The sequence below is a fragment of the Planococcus salinus genome, assembly GCF_003719725.1.
GTDB classification, from domain to species: domain Bacteria; phylum Bacillota; class Bacilli; order Bacillales_A; family Planococcaceae; genus Planococcus; species Planococcus salinus.
Map to the genome: position 1 here is coordinate 103873 of NZ_RIAX01000007.1, position 24945 is coordinate 128817.

At 46.7% G+C, this 24945-nt stretch carries 29 protein-coding genes; 14 read left to right on the forward strand and 15 right to left on the reverse strand.

The genetic code is table 11. The annotated features are described in order from the left end of the window. Positions 1-44 precede the first annotated feature (44 nt). From EEX84_RS10820 to EEX84_RS10835, 3 genes are all read left to right on the forward strand, one after another. A complete protein-coding gene (locus EEX84_RS10820; RefSeq protein ID WP_123165652.1) occupies positions 45-707 on the forward strand; it encodes a Dph6-related ATP pyrophosphatase in 663 nt (220 codons plus the stop codon). Positions 708-714: 7 nt separating this feature from the next. Then, a complete protein-coding gene (locus EEX84_RS10825; RefSeq protein WP_123165653.1) occupies positions 715-1710 on the forward strand; it encodes a GNAT family N-acetyltransferase in 996 nt (331 codons plus the stop codon). A gap of 593 nt (positions 1711-2303) precedes the next feature. Then, on the forward strand, positions 2304-2885 hold the full coding sequence (locus EEX84_RS10835; RefSeq protein ID WP_123165655.1) for a GNAT family N-acetyltransferase: 582 nt from the start codon (positions 2304-2306) through the stop codon (positions 2883-2885). Positions 2886-3321: 436 nt separating this feature from the next. On the opposite strand, the gene EEX84_RS10845 is transcribed toward EEX84_RS10835, so the two are convergent. Continuing rightward, positions 3322-3888, reverse strand: a complete 567-nt coding sequence (locus EEX84_RS10845) for an NADPH-dependent FMN reductase (RefSeq protein WP_123165657.1) — start codon at positions 3886-3888, stop codon at positions 3322-3324. A 12-nt stretch (positions 3889-3900) separates the two neighbouring features. Next, positions 3901-4959, reverse strand: a complete 1059-nt coding sequence (locus EEX84_RS10850) for an LLM class flavin-dependent oxidoreductase (protein ID WP_123165658.1) — start codon at positions 4957-4959, stop codon at positions 3901-3903. 119 nt (positions 4960-5078) lie between these two features. Between EEX84_RS10850 and EEX84_RS10855 the strand changes: the two genes are divergently transcribed. The 6 genes from EEX84_RS10855 (at position 5079) to EEX84_RS10880 (ending at position 9389) form a co-directional block, all read left to right on the forward strand. Then, positions 5079-5432 (forward strand): winged helix-turn-helix transcriptional regulator, encoded by a 354-nt coding sequence (locus EEX84_RS10855; RefSeq protein WP_123165659.1) that lies wholly within the window; start codon positions 5079-5081, stop codon positions 5430-5432. A 62-nt stretch (positions 5433-5494) separates the two neighbouring features. After that, positions 5495-6088, forward strand: a complete 594-nt coding sequence (locus EEX84_RS10860) for a nitroreductase family protein (protein ID WP_123165660.1) — start codon at positions 5495-5497, stop codon at positions 6086-6088. 200 nt (positions 6089-6288) lie between these two features. Continuing rightward, positions 6289-6594: a PadR family transcriptional regulator gene (locus EEX84_RS10865; protein WP_123165661.1), complete on the forward strand. Its 306-nt coding sequence runs from the start codon at positions 6289-6291 to the stop codon at positions 6592-6594. Then, on the forward strand, positions 6591-7040 hold the full coding sequence (locus EEX84_RS10870; RefSeq protein ID WP_123165662.1) for a MotA/TolQ/ExbB proton channel family protein: 450 nt from the start codon (positions 6591-6593) through the stop codon (positions 7038-7040). The genes EEX84_RS10865 and EEX84_RS10870 overlap by 4 nt, the downstream gene beginning before the upstream one ends. Before the next feature lie 20 nt (positions 7041-7060). Next, positions 7061-7243, forward strand: a complete 183-nt coding sequence (locus tag EEX84_RS10875) for a hypothetical protein (RefSeq protein ID WP_123165663.1) — start codon at positions 7061-7063, stop codon at positions 7241-7243. A gap of 250 nt (positions 7244-7493) precedes the next feature. Beyond that, positions 7494-9389 (forward strand): heavy metal translocating P-type ATPase, encoded by a 1896-nt coding sequence (locus tag EEX84_RS10880; protein WP_123165664.1) that lies wholly within the window; start codon positions 7494-7496, stop codon positions 9387-9389. Positions 9390-9490: 101 nt separating this feature from the next. On the opposite strand, the gene EEX84_RS16685 is transcribed toward EEX84_RS10880, so the two are convergent. From EEX84_RS16685 to EEX84_RS10900, 5 genes are all read right to left on the reverse strand, one after another. Beyond that, positions 9491-9700, reverse strand: a complete 210-nt coding sequence (locus EEX84_RS16685) for a YbbN family protein (RefSeq protein ID WP_240033961.1) — start codon at positions 9698-9700, stop codon at positions 9491-9493. Between the two features lie 39 nt (positions 9701-9739). Continuing rightward, the gene (locus tag EEX84_RS16740) at positions 9740-9862 is read right to left on the reverse strand and encodes a hypothetical protein (RefSeq protein WP_275669732.1); all 123 of its coding nucleotides are present in this window, start codon (positions 9860-9862) and stop codon (positions 9740-9742) included. Between the two features lie 66 nt (positions 9863-9928). Beyond that, a complete protein-coding gene (locus tag EEX84_RS10890) occupies positions 9929-10867 on the reverse strand; it encodes a magnesium transporter CorA family protein (RefSeq protein ID WP_123165665.1) in 939 nt (312 codons plus the stop codon). A gap of 144 nt (positions 10868-11011) precedes the next feature. After that, a complete protein-coding gene (locus EEX84_RS10895; RefSeq protein ID WP_123165666.1) occupies positions 11012-12607 on the reverse strand; it encodes a BCCT family transporter in 1596 nt (531 codons plus the stop codon). Positions 12608-12764: 157 nt separating this feature from the next. Further along, positions 12765-13964, reverse strand: a complete 1200-nt coding sequence (locus EEX84_RS10900; RefSeq protein ID WP_123165667.1) for an MFS transporter — start codon at positions 13962-13964, stop codon at positions 12765-12767. Between the two features lie 140 nt (positions 13965-14104). Here EEX84_RS10900 and EEX84_RS10905 point away from each other — a divergent pair, with 140 nt between their 5' ends. Further along, positions 14105-14695 carry a class I SAM-dependent methyltransferase gene (locus EEX84_RS10905; RefSeq protein WP_123165668.1) on the forward strand — a complete coding sequence of 197 codons (591 nt, stop codon included), beginning with the start codon at positions 14105-14107 and terminating at the stop codon, positions 14693-14695. A gap of 76 nt (positions 14696-14771) precedes the next feature. On the opposite strand, the gene EEX84_RS10910 is transcribed toward EEX84_RS10905, so the two are convergent. Beyond that, positions 14772-15749: a cation diffusion facilitator family transporter gene (locus EEX84_RS10910; protein ID WP_123165669.1), complete on the reverse strand. Its 978-nt coding sequence runs from the start codon at positions 15747-15749 to the stop codon at positions 14772-14774. A 210-nt stretch (positions 15750-15959) separates the two neighbouring features. Between EEX84_RS10910 and guaC the strand changes: the two genes are divergently transcribed. Further along, positions 15960-16943, forward strand: coding sequence for a GMP reductase (gene guaC / locus EEX84_RS10915; protein ID WP_123165670.1), 984 nt, complete (start codon positions 15960-15962; stop codon positions 16941-16943). 58 nt (positions 16944-17001) lie between these two features. Here guaC and EEX84_RS10920 read toward each other — a convergent pair whose 3' ends face one another. Then, entirely contained in the window at positions 17002-18048 is a 1047-nt protein-coding gene (locus EEX84_RS10920) for a bifunctional glycosyltransferase family 2/GtrA family protein (RefSeq protein ID WP_123165671.1), read from the reverse strand. 433 nt (positions 18049-18481) lie between these two features. Continuing rightward, positions 18482-19039, reverse strand: a complete 558-nt coding sequence (locus tag EEX84_RS10925; protein WP_123165733.1) for a M15 family metallopeptidase — start codon at positions 19037-19039, stop codon at positions 18482-18484. 103 nt (positions 19040-19142) lie between these two features. Here EEX84_RS10925 and EEX84_RS10930 point away from each other — a divergent pair, with 103 nt between their 5' ends. Genes EEX84_RS10930 through EEX84_RS10940 form a run of 3 tightly spaced genes read left to right on the forward strand, consistent with a single transcriptional unit; the run spans position 19143 to position 21137 of the window. Beyond that, a complete protein-coding gene (locus EEX84_RS10930) occupies positions 19143-19874 on the forward strand; it encodes an NADPH-dependent oxidoreductase (RefSeq protein WP_123165672.1) in 732 nt (243 codons plus the stop codon). Positions 19875-19929: 55 nt separating this feature from the next. Further along, the gene (locus EEX84_RS10935) at positions 19930-20520 is read left to right on the forward strand and encodes a hypothetical protein (protein ID WP_123165673.1); all 591 of its coding nucleotides are present in this window, start codon (positions 19930-19932) and stop codon (positions 20518-20520) included. A 2-nt stretch (positions 20521-20522) separates the two neighbouring features. Then, positions 20523-21137 carry an NAD(P)-dependent oxidoreductase gene (locus EEX84_RS10940; RefSeq protein WP_123165674.1) on the forward strand — a complete coding sequence of 205 codons (615 nt, stop codon included), beginning with the start codon at positions 20523-20525 and terminating at the stop codon, positions 21135-21137. 58 nt (positions 21138-21195) lie between these two features. On the opposite strand, the gene EEX84_RS10945 is transcribed toward EEX84_RS10940, so the two are convergent. The 5 genes from EEX84_RS10945 to EEX84_RS10965 are packed head-to-tail and all read right to left on the reverse strand — an operon-like array spanning position 21196 to position 24873. Continuing rightward, on the reverse strand, positions 21196-22140 hold the full coding sequence (locus EEX84_RS10945) for an ABC transporter permease (protein ID WP_123165675.1): 945 nt from the start codon (positions 22138-22140) through the stop codon (positions 21196-21198). After that, positions 22118-23041 carry an ABC transporter ATP-binding protein gene (locus EEX84_RS10950; protein WP_123165676.1) on the reverse strand — a complete coding sequence of 308 codons (924 nt, stop codon included), beginning with the start codon at positions 23039-23041 and terminating at the stop codon, positions 22118-22120. Before EEX84_RS10950 ends, EEX84_RS10945 begins: the two co-directional genes overlap by 23 nt. After that, positions 23038-23742 (reverse strand): ABC transporter ATP-binding protein, encoded by a 705-nt coding sequence (locus EEX84_RS10955; protein ID WP_123165677.1) that lies wholly within the window; start codon positions 23740-23742, stop codon positions 23038-23040. The genes EEX84_RS10950 and EEX84_RS10955 overlap by 4 nt, the downstream gene beginning before the upstream one ends. Beyond that, positions 23739-24098 (reverse strand): GntR family transcriptional regulator, encoded by a 360-nt coding sequence (locus EEX84_RS10960; RefSeq protein WP_123165678.1) that lies wholly within the window; start codon positions 24096-24098, stop codon positions 23739-23741. The genes EEX84_RS10955 and EEX84_RS10960 overlap by 4 nt, the downstream gene beginning before the upstream one ends. A gap of 1 nt (position 24099) precedes the next feature. Beyond that, the gene (locus EEX84_RS10965) at positions 24100-24873 is read right to left on the reverse strand and encodes a hypothetical protein (protein ID WP_123165679.1); all 774 of its coding nucleotides are present in this window, start codon (positions 24871-24873) and stop codon (positions 24100-24102) included. Between the last annotated feature and the right edge of the window lie 72 nt (positions 24874-24945).

Genomic DNA, 24945 nt, shown 5'->3' on the forward strand with positions numbered 1-24945 from the left:
CGAATAATACAATAAACCGAAACAAAGAGTGGAAGAGGTGTGTTATGCAGAAATCGTTTGTTACATCATGGAGCGGTGGGAAGGATTCGGCGCTTGCTTATTACCGTGCCGTCTTGGAAGGGCATGTGCCGCTTGCCCTGTTCACGATGTTCGAAGAAGACGGTTCGAAATCACGTTCCCATGGATTGCCGTTGGAAGTGATGGAAGCGCAGGCTGAGCGGATGGGGCTTCCTTTAATTATCGGGAAAGCTGATTGGGCCGGGTATGAGAAGGAATTTATCGGTCAGCTGAAGAAGTTTAAAGAAGGTGGCATCGACATGGGGGTCTACGGCGACATTGACTTGGAAGATCATTTGAGGTGGATCGAAAAAGTCAGTGCGGCAGCCGGTATGGAAGTAAATCACCCACTGTGGCAGGAACCGAGAAGAGCGTTGCTTGAAGAATTGATCGATTCGGGATTTAAAGCGGTCGTTACTGTAGTGGATACAAGCCGTGTGGATGAAAAATTCTTAGGCCGTGAGTTTACACGCGAATTGATCGCTGAGCTGGAAACACTCGGCATTGACGCCTGCGGAGAAGAAGGGGAATTCCATACCGTCATTATCGACGGGCCGATTTTCGTTGAACCGGTCCCGGTAACGTTTGGCGATAAGGTTGCTGTCGATCAGTACCGGATGCTGGATGTGAAACTTCAGGAAAAGGAGTGAGCAGTCGATGATTCAGTTTATGGGAGTGGAAGAGCGTCACATTCGACAGATGTCAGCGCTTTTGGCAAAGCGCCATGAGAAGGAGCGGAAGAGCTTTCCTTATCTTCCTGCGGCTTTTGAAGAAATTGACGAAGCGGAAACTATTATCCGGGAAATGCTGAAACGTCCTTACATCAGCGGCATTGTGGCGGTTCGTGGGATTGACGTCATCGGTTATTTGCTTTATGAATTTAAAGAAGACAGTCAGCGGGGCCGATATGTGTGGATGGACTATGAGTCGATTGCAATCGGCGGGAAAGAGCATCCAAGTTTGCTGCGCCTGCTGTATGCGGACGCAGGGGCGGAATGGGTCAAGCACGGTTACTTTCATCATGTGCTGCTGGCTCCGCTGGGTGATGAATCCATTGTGGCCGAATGGCTCGATCAGTCGTTTTCTTATGAACAGAAATACGCCATTTTGTCATTGAAGGATTTCGAACCGCACGGAAAAGAACCGATACCTGAGATGGAAATTCAAAGCGGCGGTAAAGAAGATGTATCGCTGTTAAAGAAAATGGCGGTATGGAACAGCATCCACCAGGCGGCCGCTCCTTCATGGGCGCCGATTACGAAAGAAGCATTGGAAAATGTAAAGAAAAGTTATGCTGGGCTTTCTGAAGATGAAGAAGCACACTTGTGGCTGGCAAGACAAGGAGAGAGGATTGCGGGCTTCCACGTCTACTTCAAAAAAACGGCTGCCTCCAGCTTAGTGACACCTGCCAATTGCGCCGAGCTGGCCGCTGCTTCGACCAATCCTGAGCTTCGCGGCAAAGGGGTGGGGCGGTCACTCGCCAACTACTGTTTTTCAGAGATGAAAAAAGAAGGCTACGATTACATTTTCGCGGATTGGCATACGCCCAACCAATTGGCTTCCTATTTCTGGCCGCGCATCGGTTTTCAACCCGTGATGGTCCGGATGTCACGGCAAATCGATCCGCGCATTGCATGGGCACATGGCGAGTAAGGTGGTCAGGTTTGTTGTTTGGAAAAGTATAGGTTCCAATTCGAACGTTCGTAAAGTGCCGGGACACTTTTTCGGGCGTTTTTTCTTGTTTTGGTGACGTTCGTAAGCGTGTACTTTTCGGAATGCTTCGAAATTGAAAGGTTAATGAAAAAAGGAGGGTTTATTATCAAGGATTACTTATTAAGGACGGTTTGGATCTTGCCAAACATTTTGATGTATTTTACATCACTTGGTCTTGTAATTTTTGTTTCCGTTTTCTATAGAGATTTAAATAATCCCTTTTTATTTGTTTATTTAGGATTTGTTGTTCTTACTATGCTTTTCGCTGTATTTGGTACATACAAAATTATTCTTTGGATCAGAGAAGGAAAAATGTAGAACCGAGTTTGACTGGAGCTCTCAACTTGCAGCTTTCCAACTTTTGTGTACTTCATGAATCTGTCACTCCACTGGACTTATGCCGGCCAGTTTTCCTGAAATGTGTTCGTGATTGTAATAATGGAGAAGCAGCTTAGTAGATTAACTGCTTAAGAAAGAGAAGTAATAAAAATGACGGTTTGATGTATACTACATTAAAAAAAGAGAGGTAAATTATGAAGATTACACCAGTGAAACTAGTGGGGGAAAGAGTAATTTTGCTTCCTATGGAAATTCATCATGCTGAGGACTTGTTCAATGCAGGCAACAGCGCGGAGATATGGGCATACATGCCAATGAAAGTAGAGTCGATTGAAGACATGAAAGGTCTTGTAGACAAGGCGCTTCAAGCGAGAGAGCAAGGAACCGAGTTTCCTTTTGTTATCTTCGATAAGAAGTTGAGGAAAATTGTAGGTAGCACTCGGTTTCTTGATATATCCACCCACGATAAAAGTTTGGAAATAGGGTGGACATGGCTGTCTCCCGTTGTTTGGAAAACCCGAGTCAATACAGAGTGCAAGTATCTTCTGTTGAAACACTGCTTTGAAATTCTTCAGGCCATCCGTGTTCAAATAAAAACGGATGGCCGCAATATAAGGTCTCAACAGGCCATTGAAAGAATAGGGGCCGTTAAAGAAGGGGTACTCCGTCAGCATCGGATCTTGCCTGATGGGTTTGTGCGGGACTCAGTCTACTATAGTGTAATAGATAGAGAGTGGGTAAAGGTAAAAGAGAGATTGGAGAGCATGCTATCATGAAAAGGGAATATTCGTAGCAACCATTTTTATGTTAAGCTGGATTGACGATAGGTGGAAGAGGATTCCAAAGAGACCAGTACATTTATGAAAAGGAATTGGTGGCGTTGAGCGAATTATTATCATCGAAAAGATTTGTCCCTGTTTATTTTATCGTTGGCTGTTTATCTGTCCTGTTATTCAGAGCTTTGGGTTCTTCTTGGCTTGAAGTGTTCATGTCCACTTTTTTGTGTTTTTTAGCAGGAATTCTGTTGTTGATGCAAAACTTCACGTCTTCTAAAGAAACCGAAAATGATAAATGATATACATTCAAAAATGTGTGAATAAAACAGGATCCCTAAATGAATGGACCCCCGAATACAACCACTTATGTCAGGTGGCGGCGATTCGGGGGTCCATTCATTCTATATCCATTTTTGTAGTTTTACCTTATAAATCTTTAAAAATCGTACTCCGCTTCCTTTTCCTCACGTATCTTCGTAAACGTTTCCGTCAGCACCACCGTGTCTTCTGCAAGTCGGTCGATGCGGAACAATACGTCATGGTTGATGATTTCTTTCTGAAGAAAATCTTCTTCTTCAATAAAGACAAAAGTCTGGACCATTTGTGCTTTCATGTAAGCCAGGATCGGTTTCAGCTGAGTGTCTGCCACCATGTAATGCTTGGCAGAGCCTGCTGTCACCAGCATGCTGACCACTTTGTCGCGGAAAGCATTTACCGGCAGCAAATCAAAGATGTTCTTCAAAGCGGCTGGAATGGATGCCTGGAAAATGGGCGTCCCGATGACGATGGCATCTGCTTCCATCAGGGTTTTTGTGACGTAACCCGTATCCCCTTCATAATCGAGGTAATTGCGGCCATCGCTGAATTCCATTCTGTAATCAGCCAGATCGATCAAAGTTGTTTCCACATCCGGATATTTTTCGGAAATCGCTTTGACGGTTGCGTCCATGGCGATTCTCGTTTTCGAACCGATTTGGGAACCGGATAAAGCAACAATTTTCATTCCGTTTCCTCCTTATTTTTTGGCTGTGTACTTTTTGATCGCCGGCAATATTTCCGTGCCGATCAGTTCCAGGTTTTTCTTGATATTGTCCATCGGCATCCCGCCAAAGTCGATTTGGGCGATATAGCGCTGATGGCCGAACACTTCGTGCTGATGCAGTATTTTCTCGATGATTTGCTGCGGGCTGCCGACATTCATGATGTTATGCGGGTCCACACCTTGAGCAAAGAGCTGTTTCGGGAACCCGCCGCCGTTCGTCCGTTTCATTCCTTCGTTGATATGAGGGTACAGATCTTTCAGCGCTTGTTGTGATGTTTCCGCAGCATAGAAAAAGCCTGCTGTGGCAATCGGCAGTTCATCGGGGTTGTGCCCGCCTGCCCGTGCTGCATCGCGGTAAGCGTCGACTGTCCGTTTAAAAGTTGAGGTGGCACCACCCAAATGGGCCATGAACATCGGCACGCCGGCATATCCGGCTTTCATGGCGCTTGCTGGTGTGCCGCCCACTGCACGCCAAATCGGAAGGGATCCGTTGACCGGACGTGGAAGCATCTGTGCATCACGCAGCGGTGCCCGGAATTCGCCGCTCCAATTGACGGTTTCGTTTTCATTGATCAAGCGCAGAAGCTCGAATTTTTCTTCGAAAAGCTCTTCGTAGTTGCGGACGTCATAGCCGAGCAGGTCAAAGAGCCCGATCCGGGAAGCACGTCCTGCCACAATCTCTGCTCTGCCGCCCGAAATCAGGTCAAGAGTGGCGAAGTTTTCATAGACACGTACCGGGTCTGAGGTGCTGATGATGGTGGAAGAGCTGGCAATTTTGATTTTTTTCGTAGCTTGCGCGATTGCAGAAAGCACCACCGCATGCGCCTGCGTAGCGAAATATTCCTGATGGCTTTCGCCGACACTGAAAAAATCGACGCCTGCCTGTTCTGCCAGCTCTGCGTATTCGATGATTTCCTGAATCCGTTCCTGAGCAGAGATTCTTTCGCCTGTCGCGGGGTTCGGCAAGTGGTCTCCCAGCGTATAAATGCCAAACTCTAATCCTTCGTCAGGGTTAATGCGATATTTTTCCATGGGTGAATCCGCCCTTCTGATTTTAAATCTACTGCCATTATAAGCTGTGAACTGCTTTTTTGTAAGTACGCACTTTAAAGTGCTATAGTATACAAAAAGATACTAAGGAGGCCGCCGTTTTGGAAAAGAAACCCGATCATTGCCGTGTAGAAGACGCTTTGGGCATTCTTGTGGGGAAATGGAAACCGGTGATTCTACTATACCTGCTGCAGGAAGGCACAAAACGTTTCAGTGAGTTAAAACGCAATATGCCAGGCATTACACAAAAGATGCTGACCAAGCAATTGCGCGAGCTGGAAGAGGAAGATATTATCGAGCGCGTTGTTTATCCCCAGGTGCCGCCAAAAGTGGAGTATTCCATGACTGAGTATGGCCGGAGCCTGGAGCCGATTTTGGAGGCCATGCACGAATGGGGCACCAGGCATACTGAGCATAAAATGAAGAAGCAAATCCAGGTTAAAAGCTCTTCCTGATCGATAGGATCGATTGGTGGAATAAAACCAATTCGCAGTGGTTGTTAAAGGAGGCAAAATCTATGGACGTGTTATCGGCCATCAAAAAAAGAAGAAGCAACGGACTCGTCTCAGAGGAGCCGGTGCCAAGAGAACTTTTGGAGAAAGTGCTGGAAGCCGGTACATGGGCTCCGAGCCATCACCGGACAGAACCGTGGCGCTATTTTGTCCTGACAGGCAGCGGAAGAGAGCCGCTTGGGAAAGTTCTGGCGAAAATTGCAGCAAAAAACATGGAAGATCCGGAAAGCGAAAAGAACCGGAAAAAGCTCCAGGCTGCGGCAGACAATCCGTTCCGTGCACCGGCAATCATTACAGTTGCCGCGGAACCGAGTGATAACCCCAAAGTGGACGTCAGAGAAGAGTACGGAGCGGTGTATGCATCAATTCAGAACATGCTGCTCGCTGCCGAAGAGCTTGGGCTGGGCGCATACTGGCGCACCGGAGCACCCGCCTATGATCCGGTGATGAAGGAGTTGTTCGGCCTCTCTGAAAAAGGCGAGGTACTGGGATTTCTCTATATCGGTTATCCCAAGCGGGAACTGCCGGTCGGAAAAAGAAAACCGGTTGAAGAAGTCACTGTCTGGATGACAGATAGGTCGAGTTTTGAAAATAATTGACTAAAATAGTTTAAACCAATAAAAAGCCCGGTATGACGCATTATAAAAGAATGCTGCTATACCGGGCTTTTGTGTGAACACTTATTATTTCTGTATTAACTGAAGAAAAAGAAAATTTCTCTTGACTGCAGATTTGTTGTCCGATATTATTACGTTATACGATATAACGCTGAACGTAACAAAAAGAGAGGAGAAAGACGATGAGTTCACTTGACCGATTTTCAGAACCCAGTTTGTTCATTTTGATCAGTTTGGCGGAAGGCAATAAGCACGGCTATGCCATCATGGAGGACATTGAGAAGTCATACGATATGAAGATTGGCCCCGGTACGTTATACGGCGCCATCAGCCGTATGGAAAAAATGAAATTCATCGAAGCCATTCCGTCGGAAGACAGAAGAAAACCTTATCGGATCACATCGGAAGGTCGACTGTATTTGAAAGAAAAACTAACTGAAATTGAGAATGTCACCAAATTAGGGTTTCAGAGGCTGGGATTGATATGAAATGGCTCGTACATTTATATCCAAAGAAGTGGAGAAACCGTTATGGGGAAGAGTTCCTGGACATTCTGGAGAATAGAGAGCTCTCCATAAAGGAAGTCCTGGATGTTATGGTAAATGCGATAGATGCCAGGTTTTTGAATTTAGTGGAGGAGTTGATGGGTGTGGACAAAAAATTTCGTAATATAATGCTTCAATCTGTTCTCAAAAGATTCCTGATTTTGGGGACAGTCATTCTGCTCGGGTTGTTCGGAGGTTATTGGCTCGCCAATGCTGCTCCTTCTGTTTTGGAATTGCCGGCTTCCGCCATTCTGCTGATCGGAGCGGCTCTGGGGTTGTTCAGTGGTTATGTTATTGGCTTGGCGCGGGGAATTACGCGTGTGGTAAAAACAACTCAAAAAGAAGATGTGTATTTGCCGACGGGTAAGTTAAAGTTCGATAAAACATGAAGCGAAGAAAGGAAAAGCCCATGAAACTCATTCTGCTGAAAGATGCAAAAGCGATATCCGGATTTGTTTTTTCAATTGTTTCGAGCATATTAGCCGTCGTACTGGCACTCAATCACCATGGTTCCTGGGTCGTATTTGTCACTTTGGCGTTTATAGTCTTGTTTTTCAGTGTTGTCAGAGCCGAGAAACGATACGGGAAATAGCCCCTGCATACATAAAATACGAGCTTCCTTCAACGTAGGAGGCTCGTATTTTTTTATGTTGTCCAGGAAATCAGCGGTTATCAAGCCGCTACTGAATGTCCAAGTTATCGATGACTGTTTTCATTTCTTCCACCCTCCTTGATAGAGGTCAATTTATTCTGCTGTAAACTCCTTTATGATAAAGGTGTAATAGAAAAAGCCTTCAAAAATACTTTGCAAAATAAAATGAAGAAAGAGGAGTTGAACGAGCATGATTGGATTTATTCACAAACACAAACAAAGCATCACTTTTTCAGCCGGTTTTTTACTGGCTCTGGCATTGGCTTTCCATTTCACCGGCCATTATGACCTGCGGCAGCTCACATTGATCGCAGCGACGGTCATCGCCGGAATCCCAATAACAATCAAAGCATTTCAGGCGCTTCTGATGAAAGCGTTCAGCATTGAGATGCTGGTGACGATTGCGGTCATCGGTGCGCTGTTTATCGGAGAATACGTGGAATCGGCAGTCGTCACATTCCTGTTCCTGTTCGGGGATTATCTGGAAGCCCGCACACTGGAGAAAACACGATCTTCTCTAAAAAACCTGGTGGACATGGCACCGCAGGAAGCGACCATCATCCGTGACGGCGTAAATGTAACCGTTCCGGTGGAAGAAGTGGTGGAAGGGGACCGCGTCATCATCCGGACCGGTGGGAAAGTGCCGGTGGACGGCAAAATCGTCACAGGTCACGCCTCGTTGAACGAAGCGGCCATCACGGGCGAATCTGTCCCTGCTTCCAAAAAGCTGGGGGACCAAGTGTTCAGCAGTACCGTCATCGATACGGGTTATCTTGAAATTATCGCTGAAAAAGTCGGAGACGATACAACGTTCGCGAAAATCATTGAACTGGTGGAAGAAGCCCAGGAATCAAAATCAAAAACAGAAAAATTCCTGAACAAATTCGCGAATATCTACACCCCTGCAGTCGTCGTACTTTCGGTTCTGGTCTATGCCCTTACGAGAGACCTCCATCTTTCCATTACGTTTCTTGTCATCGCATGCCCGGGTGCATTGATCATCGGTGCGCCGGTATCGAGTGTAGCGGGTATCGGAAATGGCGCAAAAAACGGTGTTCTGGTAAAAGGCGGCGAAGTCATGGACCGTTTCGCGAAAGTCGATACACTGGTTTTCGACAAAACCGGTACATTGACAAAAGGGAAACCGGAAGTGACGGATATCAAAGTTTTTCATTCGCATGAAGAGCAGGACTTGCTTCGTCTAGCGGCGCAGTCGGAAACAGCATCTGAACATCATCTTGGTCAAACGATTGTCAAAGAAGCGAAAAGCCGTAACATGGCACTCGAGCAGGTGCCGGAAGCTGTAGAGGTCATCAAAGGAAATGGTCTGACAGCTGCAGTGGAAGGGTATGTGCTGGCTATTGGGAACCGCAAGCTGATGAAAGCCGAAAATATCCCCATCCCGCCGGCAGCAGAAAGCTATGCGGTAAATCGTGAAAAAGCCGGAAACACCGCAATTTTTGCAGCGGTGGACGGGGAAATTGCCGGTATCTTTTCGATCGCTGACCAGATCCGTGAAGATGCAGCAGAAGCACTCGCTCAAATGAGAAAAAACGGCGTCAGGAAAATCGTCATGCTGACGGGTGATAATCAGCACACCGCTGAACTCGTTGCCACCAAATTAGGACTGGATGAATTTCATGCGGAACTGTTGCCGGAAGACAAAGTGGCATTTGTAAACCAACTGAAACAACAAGGCCATGTGGTGGCAATGGCAGGAGACGGCGTCAACGATGCACCGGCGATCGCCACAGCGGATATCGGACTCGCCATGGGCGAAGGCGGTACAGACGTTTCAATGGAAACAGCCGATGTCGTCCTGATGGCGGATAAACTGATGCAGTTCTCACACGCTTACTCCCTGTCGAAAGCGACCATCCGCAATATGAAACAAAACACGTTCTTCGCAGTCGGCATCGTCGCTGTCCTGTTGGCCGGTGTGCTGATGGGTTCCGTACACCTGGCGTCCGGCATGTTCATCCACGAGGCCAGCGTTCTGATTGTCATCCTGAACGCGATGAGACTGATGAGCTTCAACCGGAAAAAAGTACAGCGGGAAAAAGACTTGGCACCTGTTCATGTTTAGAAATACCGAAAGCGGCACCACCCTTTACAATCATGATCAATTGAACAGACAAAAAGAGGATGTCCCAAGATGGTTGACCACCAGCCCTGAGACATCCTTTTTCACTGGTCAGAAGAATGATACCCTCCGTATATTTTGTCAATCTTTCTTCTGAACTCGTCTACATGCACGAATCGTGCTTCCCGCATGATCTCTTTTCCATCCGCAAACAGCACAAGGACCGGAACCGTGAAAATCGATAAGAAGCCGGCCAGTTCCGGAATCGCCTGTGCATCGGCAAACCTCGTCTGGATGCGGGGGAAGTCGTCCATCGCTTCCTCCACCTGAGGAAGCAAACCATGGCAGACACTTCAGGTTGGCGTCAGTACATAAAGAAACTGCAGTCCCTGTTGTCCGGTAAATGATTTAATCTGCTCTATTGATGTCAGCTCTTTCATCATATCCCTCCCCAATTGCTCTTTTTGTTTCTTCACTACCCGTTTGCTGGAAGTTCAACCGTACTTCGTGAAACGGGTCCATTTGCGGTGAGGTCTCTTTGGTTAAGGTTCGTCGTCTTTTAAATTTTTCAATAAACTGCCAATCCAATTTTTCTTTTTCAGGTAATAATAGAGCGCCCACGTTGAAATAAGAATGACGAAGATGGCAAAGAGGTACCCGTACGTCCAATTAAGTTCAGGCATGACTTCAAAATTCATGCCCCAAAGCGCTCCAAAGGCAGCAACTGGCGTGAATAGCATTGTAATGACGGTGAGAGTTTTTACTATTTCATTTCCACGGTGGGCAGAGAGGACGTCCTCAAGATCGATCATTTCCCCTATTTCCTCGTTGTAATCAAGGATGAGTTGCCGGCACCGATTAATGCGGCGCCGTGTTCTTTTAAATTGTTCTCCTTCTGCAGCCGCATCACCGAAGGCTTCGGGAATGGCTTCCCGGATTTCAAAGATGGGGACGATCAGGTTTTTCCACACAAGTATTTCATGGCGGTTATTCATCATTTGATCGAAGACGTTCTCATCATTTTTTTCTTTGATACGCCACAACAGATTATGCATCCGATTTTCAAATACATCAATATCCTGCAGAAACGAAGCGACAATCTCACCGACAAGAAGCATGAATCCTTCAATGGCATTATCGGCTTGTTGCATTTTCTCGATCAATTGCTGTTCCGGTAGTTCGTAAAACGCGGAAAAGTCCAATTTACTGGTAATCAGCAAATTGTCGGTTAAGTAATAGTTGAGGATATTTTGTTTTTGTCTTACTTTAATATTTTGATGATAAATAAACGCGCCCCACATCGCTGCAGTTTGTTCTTTTGTGGTTTCCATCTCCAGGTTGCTGGTTTCTTCTCTTTTCAGCGATTCCACCCACTTGTGGCCGGCTGTAGGCAGGGTGGGGAGTGAGGAAATATCTTGTGCGGATGCAATATCCACGCTAATCCATGTCCATTTGTCTGTATTCAATGACAGTTGTTTCATTGTTCCGCCTCCCTGTATCACTTGTATTGCTGTTTTGGAAAAATTTTAAACTCCCAAAGGCGGGAAAGAGAATAAGGTCAGTGAAAATTACGATTTGAAAAAACCGGCTCCTTCTTTCGCAGAAGGGGCCGGTCTCTGATAAAACTATAGGCGATTAGGATTCTTTAATCTTTTCTTCTCATCTTTTCTCCTGATATTGTACTTCCAGGCTTCATCTTCATCCATCATCTTTTTAGCGGAATAAATGGTCAGAAATTGGATGGCGATGATTGGCAGTCCCATCAATCCGGATAAGACTTCCAACGGTGCCAAACCGCCGATTCTCATCAGCACTAAAGCGATGGCTGTCACCATTGCTGCGACAAGAATTCGCAGAACCCTGGAAGGTTCTTCCCGACTCATATTATTCGTTCCCATGTAGGAGGCGATGGTATAAGTCGTCGAATCCAATGTAGTTGTCAGGAAAATCAGGGCAATAATCATGAAAAGAGTAATGGCAATCGCCGGCAATGGTAAAGAAGCCAATACTTGCGGTATGGCTGCCATCGGATCCTGCTGCTGCACGATGTCAAGCACAGGAACAGTGCCGTTCAAATAACGGTGGACACTCAATCCTCCAAGGACACCTGTAGCAATCCATGAAATCAGTGTAGGCGCCAGCAGGTATGTCAGGATCATTTCCTTGATGGTTCTGCCACGGGAAATCTTCGCTGCAAAGACACTGTGCAGCATCGCCCATGTGGCACTGTAGGCAAACCAGAAGACGGTGTTGCTTTCCATGAAGGAGCTGCCTTCCACATCCAATGAATTGGTGTAAAGTGAAATATCCACGTAATGGGAAGCCAGAAAACCGATCGTCTCCGTAAAATAATTGAGAATGAAGATACCGGGTCCGGCAATCATGATAAACAAGGCAAAAGCTCCCGCCATATACATGTTGAAGGTACTGAGTCGTTTAATCCCTTTTTCAATCCCAGCATAAGCACTGATGGAAAATAAGGTGACCCAGACAATGGTGACAGCCAGTGTCAGACCGAACGTGATATTGATATTGAACAGTTCCGCCAAATTATGAGTGATGATCGGTGCACCAAGCCCAAGAGTGACGGCGGCTCCTGAAAGGATACTGATGAGGAAAATAACGTCCAGCACAATGCCCCCTAAGCCGTCAGTGAATTTATCCCCAAATATACTGCGGCAAGCTTCGGAGATGCGCATATACCGCTTTTTCCGGACATGGAGCACATAGCCGATGGCAGGTGCTGCCATAACGAAAATAGCAAAGACCTGAAAGCTCCACATAAACATACTGTATGAATTCCCCCATAGCAAAGCCTCAGCTGATTGAGGGTCTGCGCCATATGGAGGATCCAGGGCCACATCTGTCCATTGAATCATCCCGGTTCGCATAATAGTCGATCCAAGCCCCATTGCAATTAATATAGAAGCGTATTCAAACAAACTGAATTGGGGCTTTTCGGAAGGATCGCCCAACACCACTTTTCCGTACTTTGAAAAAGAAAAGAACAACGCCGCTGCCACGAGTATAATTGCATACCATATGTATCCCCATGTAAACACATCGACAATTGTATCGAATATATCGTTCAATAAATTTAAAGACCTGTCTTCGTACAATGAAAACAGGATGCCAATGGCTAAAATAATCAGCAAAGAAGGAACGAATATCCTGTAGTCCAGTAGATTTTTTTTGTTTGGCACCTCATCTTTTTTTGCCATAAGCAACCTCCTTGTAAAAATTTCAATTGAATGGATGAGGGCATTTCCAGTGATTGTGTTGCAGACACAGCGAGAAAAAAGCACTCTATTTTGTCATACCCTGTAACATTGAAAACATGCCGGTCTTCGGGATTTTATTGCCACCGGTGACATGTTATCACAAATCCCGGTCTTCATTCACTTTAAAAAAGCGGAATCTGAGGATAACAGAAGCGCAAAAGACCAGAAAAGCAAGCAGTACAGAAAAATTCAATGCCCCGTTTTCGCCAAAGTGCTCAATGAGGAACGTATAGGCAAGAGGGGCAACGGCGGACAAAAGAAAACCGGGCACCAGCAGTTTGCCGACCAATGAGCCATAAGTTTTGTGGTCAAATAACACAAGTGGCAGCGTTCCTCTTGTGATCGTCATCAGACCATTGCCGGCACCGAAAAGAAAAGCGAAAAAAAAGGCGGCTGTGAGAAACTGGCCGCTGAATAGGCCGATGGCAAAACCAACCGGCAAAACGGCCGAAGCCGCAACCGTCAAGGTAATGGGATGAAGACGTCTGCCGAAGACAACTTCGCACAGCCGTGCCAATGATTGTCCGATACCCCGCAGTGTAGAAATCCATACCGATGCCGCAGCTGTCAGGCCAAGGCCTGCAAGCAGACTGATCATGTGTGTCGACATCCCGGCATTCAGGAAGTTAAGAACAGTGAAAATCAAGGTATACAAACTGGCGGCAATCATCCGTTCACGGGCATTGCCAGCTGATGCAGGAGGATGAGGAATTGGGTTTTCCGCATCCGGCTGCTGTTCTTCAAAACGGTTTTTAGGGATGGACAGATGCAGTGGAACCGTCGACAAAGCAAAACCGGCATAGACCAACAGCGCTGCGCGCCACCCGAAAGTTTCAGCAAGGAAAAAGCCGATGGGCCAAAAGAGCGTGGAGGCCAATCCGCCAAGCAGCGTAATTTGTGATATGGGCCGTTTGGCCGCAGCTCCGCCGATTCGGGCCAGAGAAGCGAATGCGGCATCATACAGCGTCAAGCGCATCGCAAAACCGAGCAACACCCAGGAAACGTAGTAATTCGGAATGGTTTGAGACAATGCAATTCCGGTACAGCTGAAAGCAAGCAGCACAGAACCGACCGTCATGACAATGCGACCACCGTATTGATCGATTAACCGGCCTGTCAACGGAGAAGTGATTGCCATAATAATAAGAGCTGCTGAAAACCCGCCATAAACAGTGGAACTTTCCCAGCCCAGATCCTGGGATATGTAATCGCCGAAGGCAGCAATCAAGTAAAAGGAAATCCCCCAGCAGATCAATTGGGAAATTCCCAGGAAGAGAATGGTTTGCCGGGTGATCATTGCTGACTCACTTCCTTTCGATGGGCAGCAAAAGCTGTATTCCGCTCTTGAAAAGGGTATACAAAAAGAACAGTCCTGCTGCATCTGCTTTTAGTTTAACGCAAATTTTCAGTGAATAGAATACTTCGGAGGTGAAAGCGATGGGAACGTGGTTTCCAAAATTTTATGATCCCTTAATGAAACCGCTTGAGAAAATGGGATTTGATAAGGTAAGAAAAGAGCTTATAGCCAAAGCGGAAGGAAGGGTACTGGAAGTCGGTTCCGGAACAGGTGCAAATTTTCGGCATTACAGAAAAGCCGTCGAAGTCGATGCAACGGAGCCGAATCCTTTGATGCTGAAACAATCCATTAAACAGGCTGAAAAGTCTTACGTACCGGTGGTGTTATATCCCGCAAAAGCTGAAGAACTGCCATTCCCTGACAAAACGTTTGATACAGTCACGGCAACTCTGGTGTTCTGTACCATTCCCGAGCCGGAAAAAGCGCTGCAGGAAATTCGGAGAGTTTGCAAACAGGGAGCTAAAATACTGCTTTTTGAGCACGTCAGGATGAACGGGAAGCTGGCAGGGAAGACACAGGACCTGTTGACTCCCATATGGAAAAAAGCGTTTGATGGCTGCCATTTAAATCGGAACACTCTGGAGCTGGTGAAGCGATCCGGTTTGATCGTTTTGGATGTAACTTCTTATTCAGGCGGTCTTTTTCTGGTCATTGAATGCGTGAATGGGTAACGGCAATCGTTTGGTGGTTTTGTTGGTCAACGAAAAATGGAAAAGCCGTAAGCTTTCAGGAAGCTTACGGCTTTTTTTATTTCTCGTCTTTTGCTGTTTCCCATGTAGGCACACCGTCATCCTGGTCAAATTCGATGATGATGTCTGTCACACTTGGTACGGCTTCTTCAATCTTTTTTTCGATATAATCGCGCAGTTCATCGGCTTCGGCGACGGTCATAGTCGGATCCACTTCCACACGAAGTTCAACATGGAGGCTGTCACCTTCTTTGATGACATTCAAATCCTGGATATCGTTTATTTGGTCATGCTGCAAAATTCTGGCTCCCATTTTCGCCTGCATTTTAACATCTGCCACGCCCAGGGCCCCTGCTGCATTATCCAGAAATATACGGCCGACAACTAAAATAAGTGCAAGGCCAATAATGATTGAGGCATATCCGGTTGCGCTGTGGAAAGGGGTATATGTGGCAACGACAATTGCCAACAGCGCAAGAATCGCTCCTCCCACTGCTACATTGTCTTCCAAAAAGACCAGTTTCGTCGCTGGATTTGCTTCTTTGACATGCTTATAGCTTTGCGGAATGATTTTCAATCCTTTGATCTGTTCTTTCGGTAAATGTTCTGTCACTTCTTTCATCGCTTTATAAAGAACAAATGATTCCAATACTGTAGCTACGGCAAGCACGCCGATATTCAGCCAGAACCATTCTTCTGAATGAACCGCGTCAGAAATGTGATGGATCCCTTCGACGATGGTTTCATAAGCCAGGACACCGACAACCAATACGGCACCCAGCAGCACCAGATTGACCAACCGGCCAAATCCGCCCGGGAAACGTTCAGTCGGTTCTTTTTTGCTCAATGCAGAGCCGATGAAGACGAAAAACTGGTTGGCAGCGTCCCCGAAGCTGTGCATCATTTCGGCAAACATCGCCACGTTTCCTGTGATTAAATAGGCGCCTGTTTTCAAGATCCCGACGACAGTATTAATAATGGCAGCCCATAACGCCGATTTGGATCCAAAAGTTAAAAGCCGGAAAAACTCTTTCATAATCCCACTCCTTTTGCCTTTATTTATAGAAGAAATTTTTTGATGTCTCTATTTAATTCCCATTGGGGGATAAAACAAACCCCGTCAAAGCTAAAAGGAAAAAGGAGGAGATAATGCTTTGACATTCCGCAAAAAATGCAGTACATTATCAAATGGACGAACATTAACATGCAAAATAAAATTTATTATTCGTATATAGGGGTGTAAGAAATGGAAAATGTGTTTGATTACGAAGATATTCAGTTAGTTCCTGCAAAAGCAGTTGTAGATAGCCGTTCTGAATGTGATACATCCGTGGAATTCGGGGGGCGGACCTTTAAATTACCGGTGGTGCCTGCCAACATGCAGACCATCATCGACGAAAATATTGCCGTGTTTCTAGCAGAAAACGATTATTTCTATATATTGCACCGTTTTAAGCCGGAGCAGCGTCTGGCTTTTGCCAAAGACATGCAGGAGCGCGGCCTTTACGCTTCCATCAGCGTCGGTGTAAAAGAGGAAGAATACCAGTTTGTTCAGCAATTGGCGGACGAAGGGCTTTCGCCTGAATACATCACCATTGATGTGGCGCATGGCCATTCCAACGGTGTGATCAACATGATTCGTCACATAAAAAAACTGTTGCCCGACAGCTTTGTCATTGCAGGCAATGTGGGCACACCTGAAGCAGTGAGAGAATTGGAGAATGCAGGAGCGGACGCCACAAAAGTCGGAATTGGCCCTGGTAAAGTGTGCATCACAAAAATCAAAACCGGGTTTGGAACAGGTGGCTGGCAACTGGCTGCTCTTCGCTGGTGTGCAAAAGCGGCAAGCAAGCCGGTCATTGCCGACGGCGGAATCCGGACACATGGCGACATCGCGAAATCTGTGCGCTTCGGGGCATCCATGGTTATGATCGGTTCTTTGTTTGCCGGTCACGAAGAGTCACCTGGTCAAACAGTTGAGAAAGACGGACAGTTATTCAAGGAATACTTCGGCTCAGCTTCAGAATTTCAAAAAGGCGAACGGAAAAACGTGGAAGGCAAAAAGATGTATGTGGAATACAGGGGTTCTTTAAAAGATACGCTTATCGAAATGGAGCAGGACCTCCAATCAGCCATCTCCTACGCAGGTGGCGATAAACTCGACGCCATTCGCCATGTGGATTATGTTGTCGTGAAAAACTCGATTTTCAATGGAGACAAAGTTTACTGAACAAAACTACAGCCGATACAGAAAAACCTCCGCATTCAAAAGGAATGCGGAGGTTTTTTCATTCTTTGCGGAAAACCCATGAGCGTTGGACGACAAACCCAAATATGAAGAGTACCGTATCGACCAGGACCTTCAGGATCACTTCGCCTCTTCCCAGCCATTCGGCATACAGTAAATGGACAGATGCCGCTGACATGATCATGATGGAAGCGGCCAGTATATAATAGCGGACCAGCGATTTTTTGGAACCCTGGCCGAATACTTTGTGGCGATTGACAAAGTAATTGAACAGAGAAGACAAAACCCGAGCGGCAACTGTCGCCAGAATGATGAATAATTCCGGAGCTTCGTCACGCAGGAGCTGGATAAAAATCCAGTAAAGGCCGACATCGAGGCCAAAAGAAGCTGCCCCGGATAAGCCATAAAAAATAAACACTTTATAAATATGGAAAGAATCCCTCAACGGATCAAAATGTGAGGACTTGTTTTCGTCGATATACACGGTTTCAATTGTCACTTCTGAAAGCGGGATGCCTTTCGGTTTCAGTGCAGCGAGCATGTTCATTTCGTATTCAAAACGCTCTCCGATTACAGTCAACAGGTGGCGCAGATATTTGACCGGAATTCCGCGCAATCCGGTTTGCGTATCGGTAAGTTTGGTTCCGATTGCCAGTCGAAACAAAAGACGTGTCATCTTGTTGCCGAAACGACTCCTGAATGGAACATCTTTTTGGCTGAAATCCCTGGCGCCAAGGACGACGTCATCCGGGTTTTCTTTCATTTGACGGGCAATTTTAAGCATGTCAGATGCTAAATGCTGACCATCTGCATCCGCGGTGATGACGGCTTGAATGGGCAGTTGATGGTTGAGTATGTAATGGAATGCTGTTTTTAATGCACGACCTTTTCCCTGATTCGCGGCATGACGCAATACGGTGACTTCCGGAATAGGAGAAATCGATTCGAAAAAATCGGCATATTCGGGCCCGCTGCCATCATCTACAACAATGACGCGCTGAAAACCGGCTGTCAAAATGTCGTTGATGGTGGTATGGCATTTTTGATCGGGCTTATAAGCGGGGATGATAATGGCAACCTGTTTCACGAATGACCTCCTATCTGGCTCTGTATGAACAGAACAAACTCTCAATTGGCAAGAAAACAACGGCTGATTCAATAGTAGTATATCTGGTGAATAAAGACAAAATTAAGCTGAAAGCGGAGAAGGTTCTGGAAAAACCTATTCGTCGCTGAATATAGTTCTCTTACCCCAGTGCTGGTCTCTTCACACAATTTATTAAGAATTTCTTCAGAAAAGCCCTCCTTGATTAGCAGTTCGCAGGGGAGATTTCAGCTTTATGCGCGTTTATAAAAACATATGCGCGCTTGGTGGGATATATGAGCGCTCAAGAAAATATTTGCGCGTTCAGCAGGATTTATGCGCGCTTAAAAAATTTTATGCACGTTCGTCAAAATTCGACAAGAATCCGTAGTTGAAGTAACGAAAAAAGCGCCCAATAAGGCGCTTTTTTGCTTTGTTACTCCTCCAAAACATCTTCCGGACGCCATCCGCGCTGCAGTTCTTTGATTGATAAGCCGAACGTCATCTGGAGGTGCGGATAATCCCTGAAACGTTCCCAGTCTCCGCCCCATTCAAAGCCCAGCTCTTTGGCAATGTCCGCCACTTCAAACCAGTCGCGCCTGCCGTTGCCGTTATCGTCCCGTTCAATATCCCACACCACATTGCCGTCGTCCAATTGCAGCGCAAAGTCGATCGCCAAGCCATAGTTGTGATAGGACTCGCCGCCTCTGGCATAGGTTACGACATTGCCGGAATCCTCCCGGCCCTGTCTGTACAAAGCTTCCTGCTCTTCGACAGAACGGAAGCCGTCTGTAATGACGATGTCGATGCCAATTTCCTCCGTTCTTTCAATCAGCCGGTCCCTGTGTTCAGCGACAATTGGATGAAGGCGTGTAGGCAGTGGCCGTTGCCTCAACTCTTCTCTGAACGCCAATTCTTTTTGTACCCATATGAATAAAAAACCGCCAAGAACCAGTAAAAAAATAATTATAAGAGCGGTTTTCACGTTTTTCAAATTCATTCACCTCTATAATTTCATTGTAGCAAAAAACTTAATAGGGGTATCCTCGCAGAGTTTTTGATACGATAGAAGAAACAGAGAAAAGGAGAGGATACATATGGTCATCGAATTGATGAAATCCCACGCGTCTGTGCGCGATTACAAAGAAAAGCAATTAACACGTGAAGAAGTGAGCGAACTGGTGGAGGCGGCACAGCATGCGGCAACGTCCCATTTTGTGCAAGCGTATTCAATAGTATGGGTGACAGATCCCGAAAAACGAAAAAAACTGGGTGAATTGTCCAAAAATCCAAAGCAAATGGAAGGGGCAGGTGCAGTTTTTCTTATGTGTGCGGATTATAACCGCTTGAAGCACGCGGGAGAAATGCAGAACCAGTCCATCGTCTTTGACCAGGCGGAAAACTTGATCGTAGCGGTGACAGACGTGGGGTTGATGGCTCAGAACCTGGCACTTGCCGCCGAATCAAAAGGGTATGGCATCTGTTATATCGGCGGAGTCCGCAATGATATGCAGGCAATCAGTGACCTGGTCGGTCTGCCGGAAGGTGTTTTCCCGGTTTACGGGTTAACTGTCGGTGTACCGAACGAAGCCAATGAAGTGAAGCCGCGTTTGCCGGTGGAAGCGATTCTGCATGAAAACGAGTACGATGAAGCCAAATACGAAACTTTGCTTCCTGAGTATGATCAAACCTTGAAAAATTATTACGCAAGTCGCGGTTCCAACCAAAAATCAGCGACTTGGAGTGAACAAATGGCGACATTCCTGCGCAAGCCGCGGCGTGAAGATATCCGTGAAGTGGTAGCGAAAAAAGGATACCTTTTCAAATAGTTAGCTCTCTCTGATTTTTCTATTGGTTAAATAGGGAAACAATGAGGAGGGTACTATGAAGAAATGGCTGATTTTATCGGGGATGCTCATACTGGCAGCCTGCAGCAGTGAGAATGGTGAAGAGCTGACGATTGAACCGAAAAAGCTGGAAGCGGAAGAACAAGCGCTTGTGGACTCGACGGCAATGGAGTTCATGGAATACTTCTATTTGAATGGAGAATTCCCGAAAGACTATAATATACAGCTTGAACTGGAACATTATCGCCTGGGGGAGAAAATCGATCCGTTCTCTTCAATGAGCAGCTTTCCGGTGGATTCATTTGACAACGGTTTGTTGGCATTCGGAAAGGCTTCAGATCTGGAAGGGCATACGAGCTTTGTGGTTTCGACGCCTGCAGGGAAAGTTGTGAATTCACATGAAGTCGATGCGCAAGGCGGAATGCTGAGTTCCTGGGGCGGGCTTCTGGAAGACCCGCAAGTGCTGGAAAAAGAGCAGCCGGTCTATGCCGCTTATTATGCCTCAACGTCAGGACAAAGCATGGAAAGCGGCGGGTTTCTCGATGAAAATGGGGCTCTTGATATGATGCGCATTCAGGACCTGGACCATTTCTATGCGTTGGCGATTAGACTTGTTGAGGAGGAGTAAAGATGAGAATCGCTGTATTCGGTGCTACTGGACGAGTCGGCAGTGAAATATTACGACTGGCGCTTGAAGACGGCCACCACGTGAAAGCGTTGGTCAGGAGACGGAAGTTGGATGAACATCCGAACCTGGAAATGATTGTCGGCGATGTGAAAAACCTGGCGGATGTTGCAGCGACCGTTGCTGGAGCAGATGCGGTGTTCAGTGCAATCGGCACCGACCGGACGACGACGTTGACAGAAGCGATGCCGTTGATCATCGCTTCGATGCATGCCAATAACGTCAGGCGCATCATTACCATCGGCACAGCAGGCATCTTGAACAGCCGACTGACGCCCGGGCTTCTTCGCTACCGTGGAGGGGACTCGAAGCGCAAGCTAACATTTGCCGCAGAACAGCACGAAGCGGTTTATCGTTTATTGGAAGAGACCGAATTGGACTGGACCATTGTCTGTCCGACCTATTTGCCGGACGGGGAGGCGCGTGGAGATTACCGCATTGAAAAAGACTTTTTGCCGGAGGGCGGAAAGGAAATCACAGTGGGGGACACCGCGCATTTCGCTTACCGGCAGCTGAAAGAAACGGAGTTCGTGCGTAACCGTGCAGGGATCGCCTACTAAAAGCAGAAGAACTTAAAAACCCCGCAAAAGACAACTTGTCTTTTGCGGGGTTTTGATGTCACGCCGTAACATCGCGCTTCGAGAACATCCAATAGCTGATGGCCATGAAAATAACAAAATAGACAAACAGCACAATGAGCGACATGGTCATCGTAATGTCGGGTACCAGCATCGTCCCTGTATAGTACTGCGTCAAATCAGTATGAGTAAACAAATAGTATTTGACGATTTCGTAATTGCTCAGTAAAAAGACGGCTTGGACTCCTGTGAACATCAGGAATATCGATAAACCGATCGCCAGCGAGCTGGAGCGGAAGACCGTCCCGAGCATGAAAGCGAACGTCCCGATCATCCATGTGCTGGCAAAACTCAAAGCGGCCAGCTTGAGTGCCTGCAGCCAGAAAGAACCTTCCACCACTTCCGAGCCGTCCCACCTCAGGAACACGCCGTCTCCGATGCCAAAAAAGATCAAACCGGCCAGCGCAGTGACAGCAACTGTGATGACGGCCAATAAAACCCCGAAAATCATCGAGGTAATGTATTTGGAAGTCAAGATTTTCCAGCGTTTTACTGGACGCGTAAGCAACATCTTGATTGTCCCTTGTGAAAATTCGGAGGCCACAATGCCGGCGGCGACAACTACCGTAAACAGTGTCACAAGGGATAGCATCAGATGCGAGTCGAGCACTTGCTGCTGCATACTCGTGTATTCGTAAGGCGGCAACTCGTTTTCGAGACGATGCTCGGCAATTGCCAGTTGTTGCTCGTAATACTCTCGTTGGGCATCGCTCAGCTCGGGAGTCGACAGCATCGACTGATTGTTTACCAATTCAGCAGTGACACGGTCTTCCCACCTCTCGTCAATTCCTTCGTTCATCGTCGTGTTGACCCATTTGGTGATTCCCATTCCGGCGAAGAGAATGATGACCAGCAGAATCATCATGATCCAGCTCGATTTTTTGCTCCATAATTTCATCCATTCATTCTGTATGAGCTTGAGCAATTTGGCCACCTCCGGTCATTTCAAGAAATTGATCTTCAAGTGTCGCGCGGTATGGTTGCACAGCGTAGATTTTAGCGCCGGCATTCACCAGCATGTTAACCGCGCCCGGAACGTGTTCGCTTTCCGTATCGACCAAAAATCCCTGCTCGTGCCTGGTGACGGGAAAGCCGATTCCTGTCAGCACTTCTTCGGCCAGTTCCGCCGGTTCTGCCTGTATGTAGTAGCGCGACTGGTGAAGATCGTTGACGTTTTTGATATCGATCAATTCACCGTTTTGGATGACGGCAATGCGGTCGCATAACAACTCGATTTCAGACAATAAATGACTGGAAACGAATACTGCCACGCCATTTTCACTCGCCACTTTCCGCAAATACATCCGGAACTCCCGAATGCCGGCAGGGTCGAGTCCGTTTGTCGGCTCGTCTAAAATCAGGAATTTCGGATCGTGCAAAAGTGCCTGTGCCAAACCGAGGCGCTGGCGCATCCCGAGCGAATATGAACCGACTTTTTCGTTGATGCGATTTTGCATGCCGACTTGTTTTACGACCTCATCGATGCGCTGTTTTGCAATTCCTTTGTGCATACGGGAAAAGTGCAGTAAATTTTTGTAGCCCGACATATACTTATACATTTCCGGATTTTCAACAATGACGCCGACTTTCTGAATGCTTTCTTCGTAATCTTTCTGAATGGAAAGACCATCGATGGTGACATCACCTGAAGTAGGGCGCATCAATCCGACCATCATTCGGATTGTTGTTGTTTTCCCCGCGCCATTCGGTCCGAGAAACCCTGTGACTTGCCCTTTGTATAAATCAAGATTCAAGTTCTTGATGATTTTCTTTTGGCCGATGGTTTTCGACAAGTTTTTTATTTGTACAATCGGTTGTTCACTCATGGTTGTTCACCTGCTTTCGATAAATTTGTCATCCAATTGACGGTGTCCATTCCGGTTTCAGCGCGGATGTCTTCAAGTTGACGGTGCGCCAATACCCTGCCTTTTTGCAATAAAACCAGTTCGTCCAACAAAATTTCCACTTCCCGGATCTCATGTGTCGACAGGATCAACGTCTGCCATTCCAGATCAGTGAATTGAATGAGGCCTTTCACCAAGTCTGCCCGAACCATCGGATCCATGCCGGAAAAAGGTTCGTCCATTACATAATAACGGGCTTCACGGCCCAAAGTTGCAGCCATTTTAACGCGTCCCCGATTTCCTTTGGACAGTTTCGCCATCTTGGATGATAAAGAAACGTTTAAGAAATCCAATACTTCTTTTGCTTTTCGTTCATTGAAATCGGAAAATTGGCTGCGGTAATAATCGAATAATTCACCAACTGTGAAAAAAGGATAGAACAAGTCGGCGTCCGGCAAATAAGCGAGCTGTTCGGCAATTTTGCGGTCTGCAGGCTGTCCGTCAATGTGGATAGTGCCGGACGATAAGCTGCTGACGCCTGCAATGCATTTCAGCAGCGTCGATTTGCCGCTGCCATTTTCTCCGGCAATGCCGATAATTTTGCCAAGCTCCAGTGTCAGCGATAATTGTTTGAGCGCTTGCGTTCGGCCGTATGATTTTGATGCATTATTAACATGGATCAAGACAATTCCCTCCTGACAAGTTCTGAGATTTCCTCCCGGGAAAAACCGTAAGCTTCCAGACTTGTGATAAATGACTGGACGAGTGTCGATTTCATGTCTTCCCGAAGTTTTTCCAGCCGCTTTTGATCTTCTGTTACGAACGATCCTTGTCCCCGCTTTGTTTCCGTAATTCCCATAGATTCCATCTCCTTGTAAACCCGCTGTATGGTGTTGGCATTGACGCCGGCTTCCACTGCGTATTCCCTGACGGAAGGCAGCTTATCGCCGGGTTTTCGGGTACCGCGAATAATGTCACCTGACAGGCGGTCGATCAGCTGCTGGTAAATCGGCTTGTTCTTGTCAAAGTCGAGCGTCATGTCAAACCCTCACTTTCTTCTCGAACCAATAAGCTGAAAGCAGGTACAACAGAGAAAGCAAAACCATGGTTACGATCAATTGACCAAACGGAAAAGTGGCAGATTGCTCAGTTGAAATCACCAGGTTTCCATAAGTTGTTGAAAAACCGGACAGCGTATCCAAGCCGGATAAATCAATCACCCAAAAATTCGCCACTGCCTTGTAAATCCCTGTTTCCTGGAAAGTGCTCCACAAATCGAGAAAAACAAAGAAAAGGCCAAACGTCACAATATAAGCGAAGCCGCCGATTTTCGGCTTTATTGAAAAAAAGATTGTCATGAAAAAATAAAAGACAATGGAAATTCCAACAGCATACACGAGAATTACTACAGAGAAGAAACCACCCGAAGGAATCAGTTCCGAGAGGCTGGATAATTCCGGCGCCATCCATAAAGCCGCCAAAGCGATGACACCCGCCCAAGTGAATGACACCACAGTGGCTGCAATTGCGATGAAAAACTTGCTGGCGTTTATTTTGTGGATGGAAGCAGTGGAATGGAAGAAAATATCCGGCCGATCCATCTCTTTTGTGAACAGGATTGCGAGTAGCACAAGCGGGAGCAATAAATGCAATGCCATTATGGTAAGTGCGAATATTAAAATCCCCTGCCACACTTCCATCGGGTAAAAGAAAGCGACAAGAATCGGGATCGTCACGTCAAGCAGCAATGCAAGAAGCACGTGGCTTTTGATAAGAGTCCAATCCTTTTTCATCAAACCGCGCAATTGCCTCATAAATTATACCTCCTCAGTTCTAGTGTTCTAGTTAAATAGTACACTCTACCGTAAAGCCTGTAAAGCGACTTA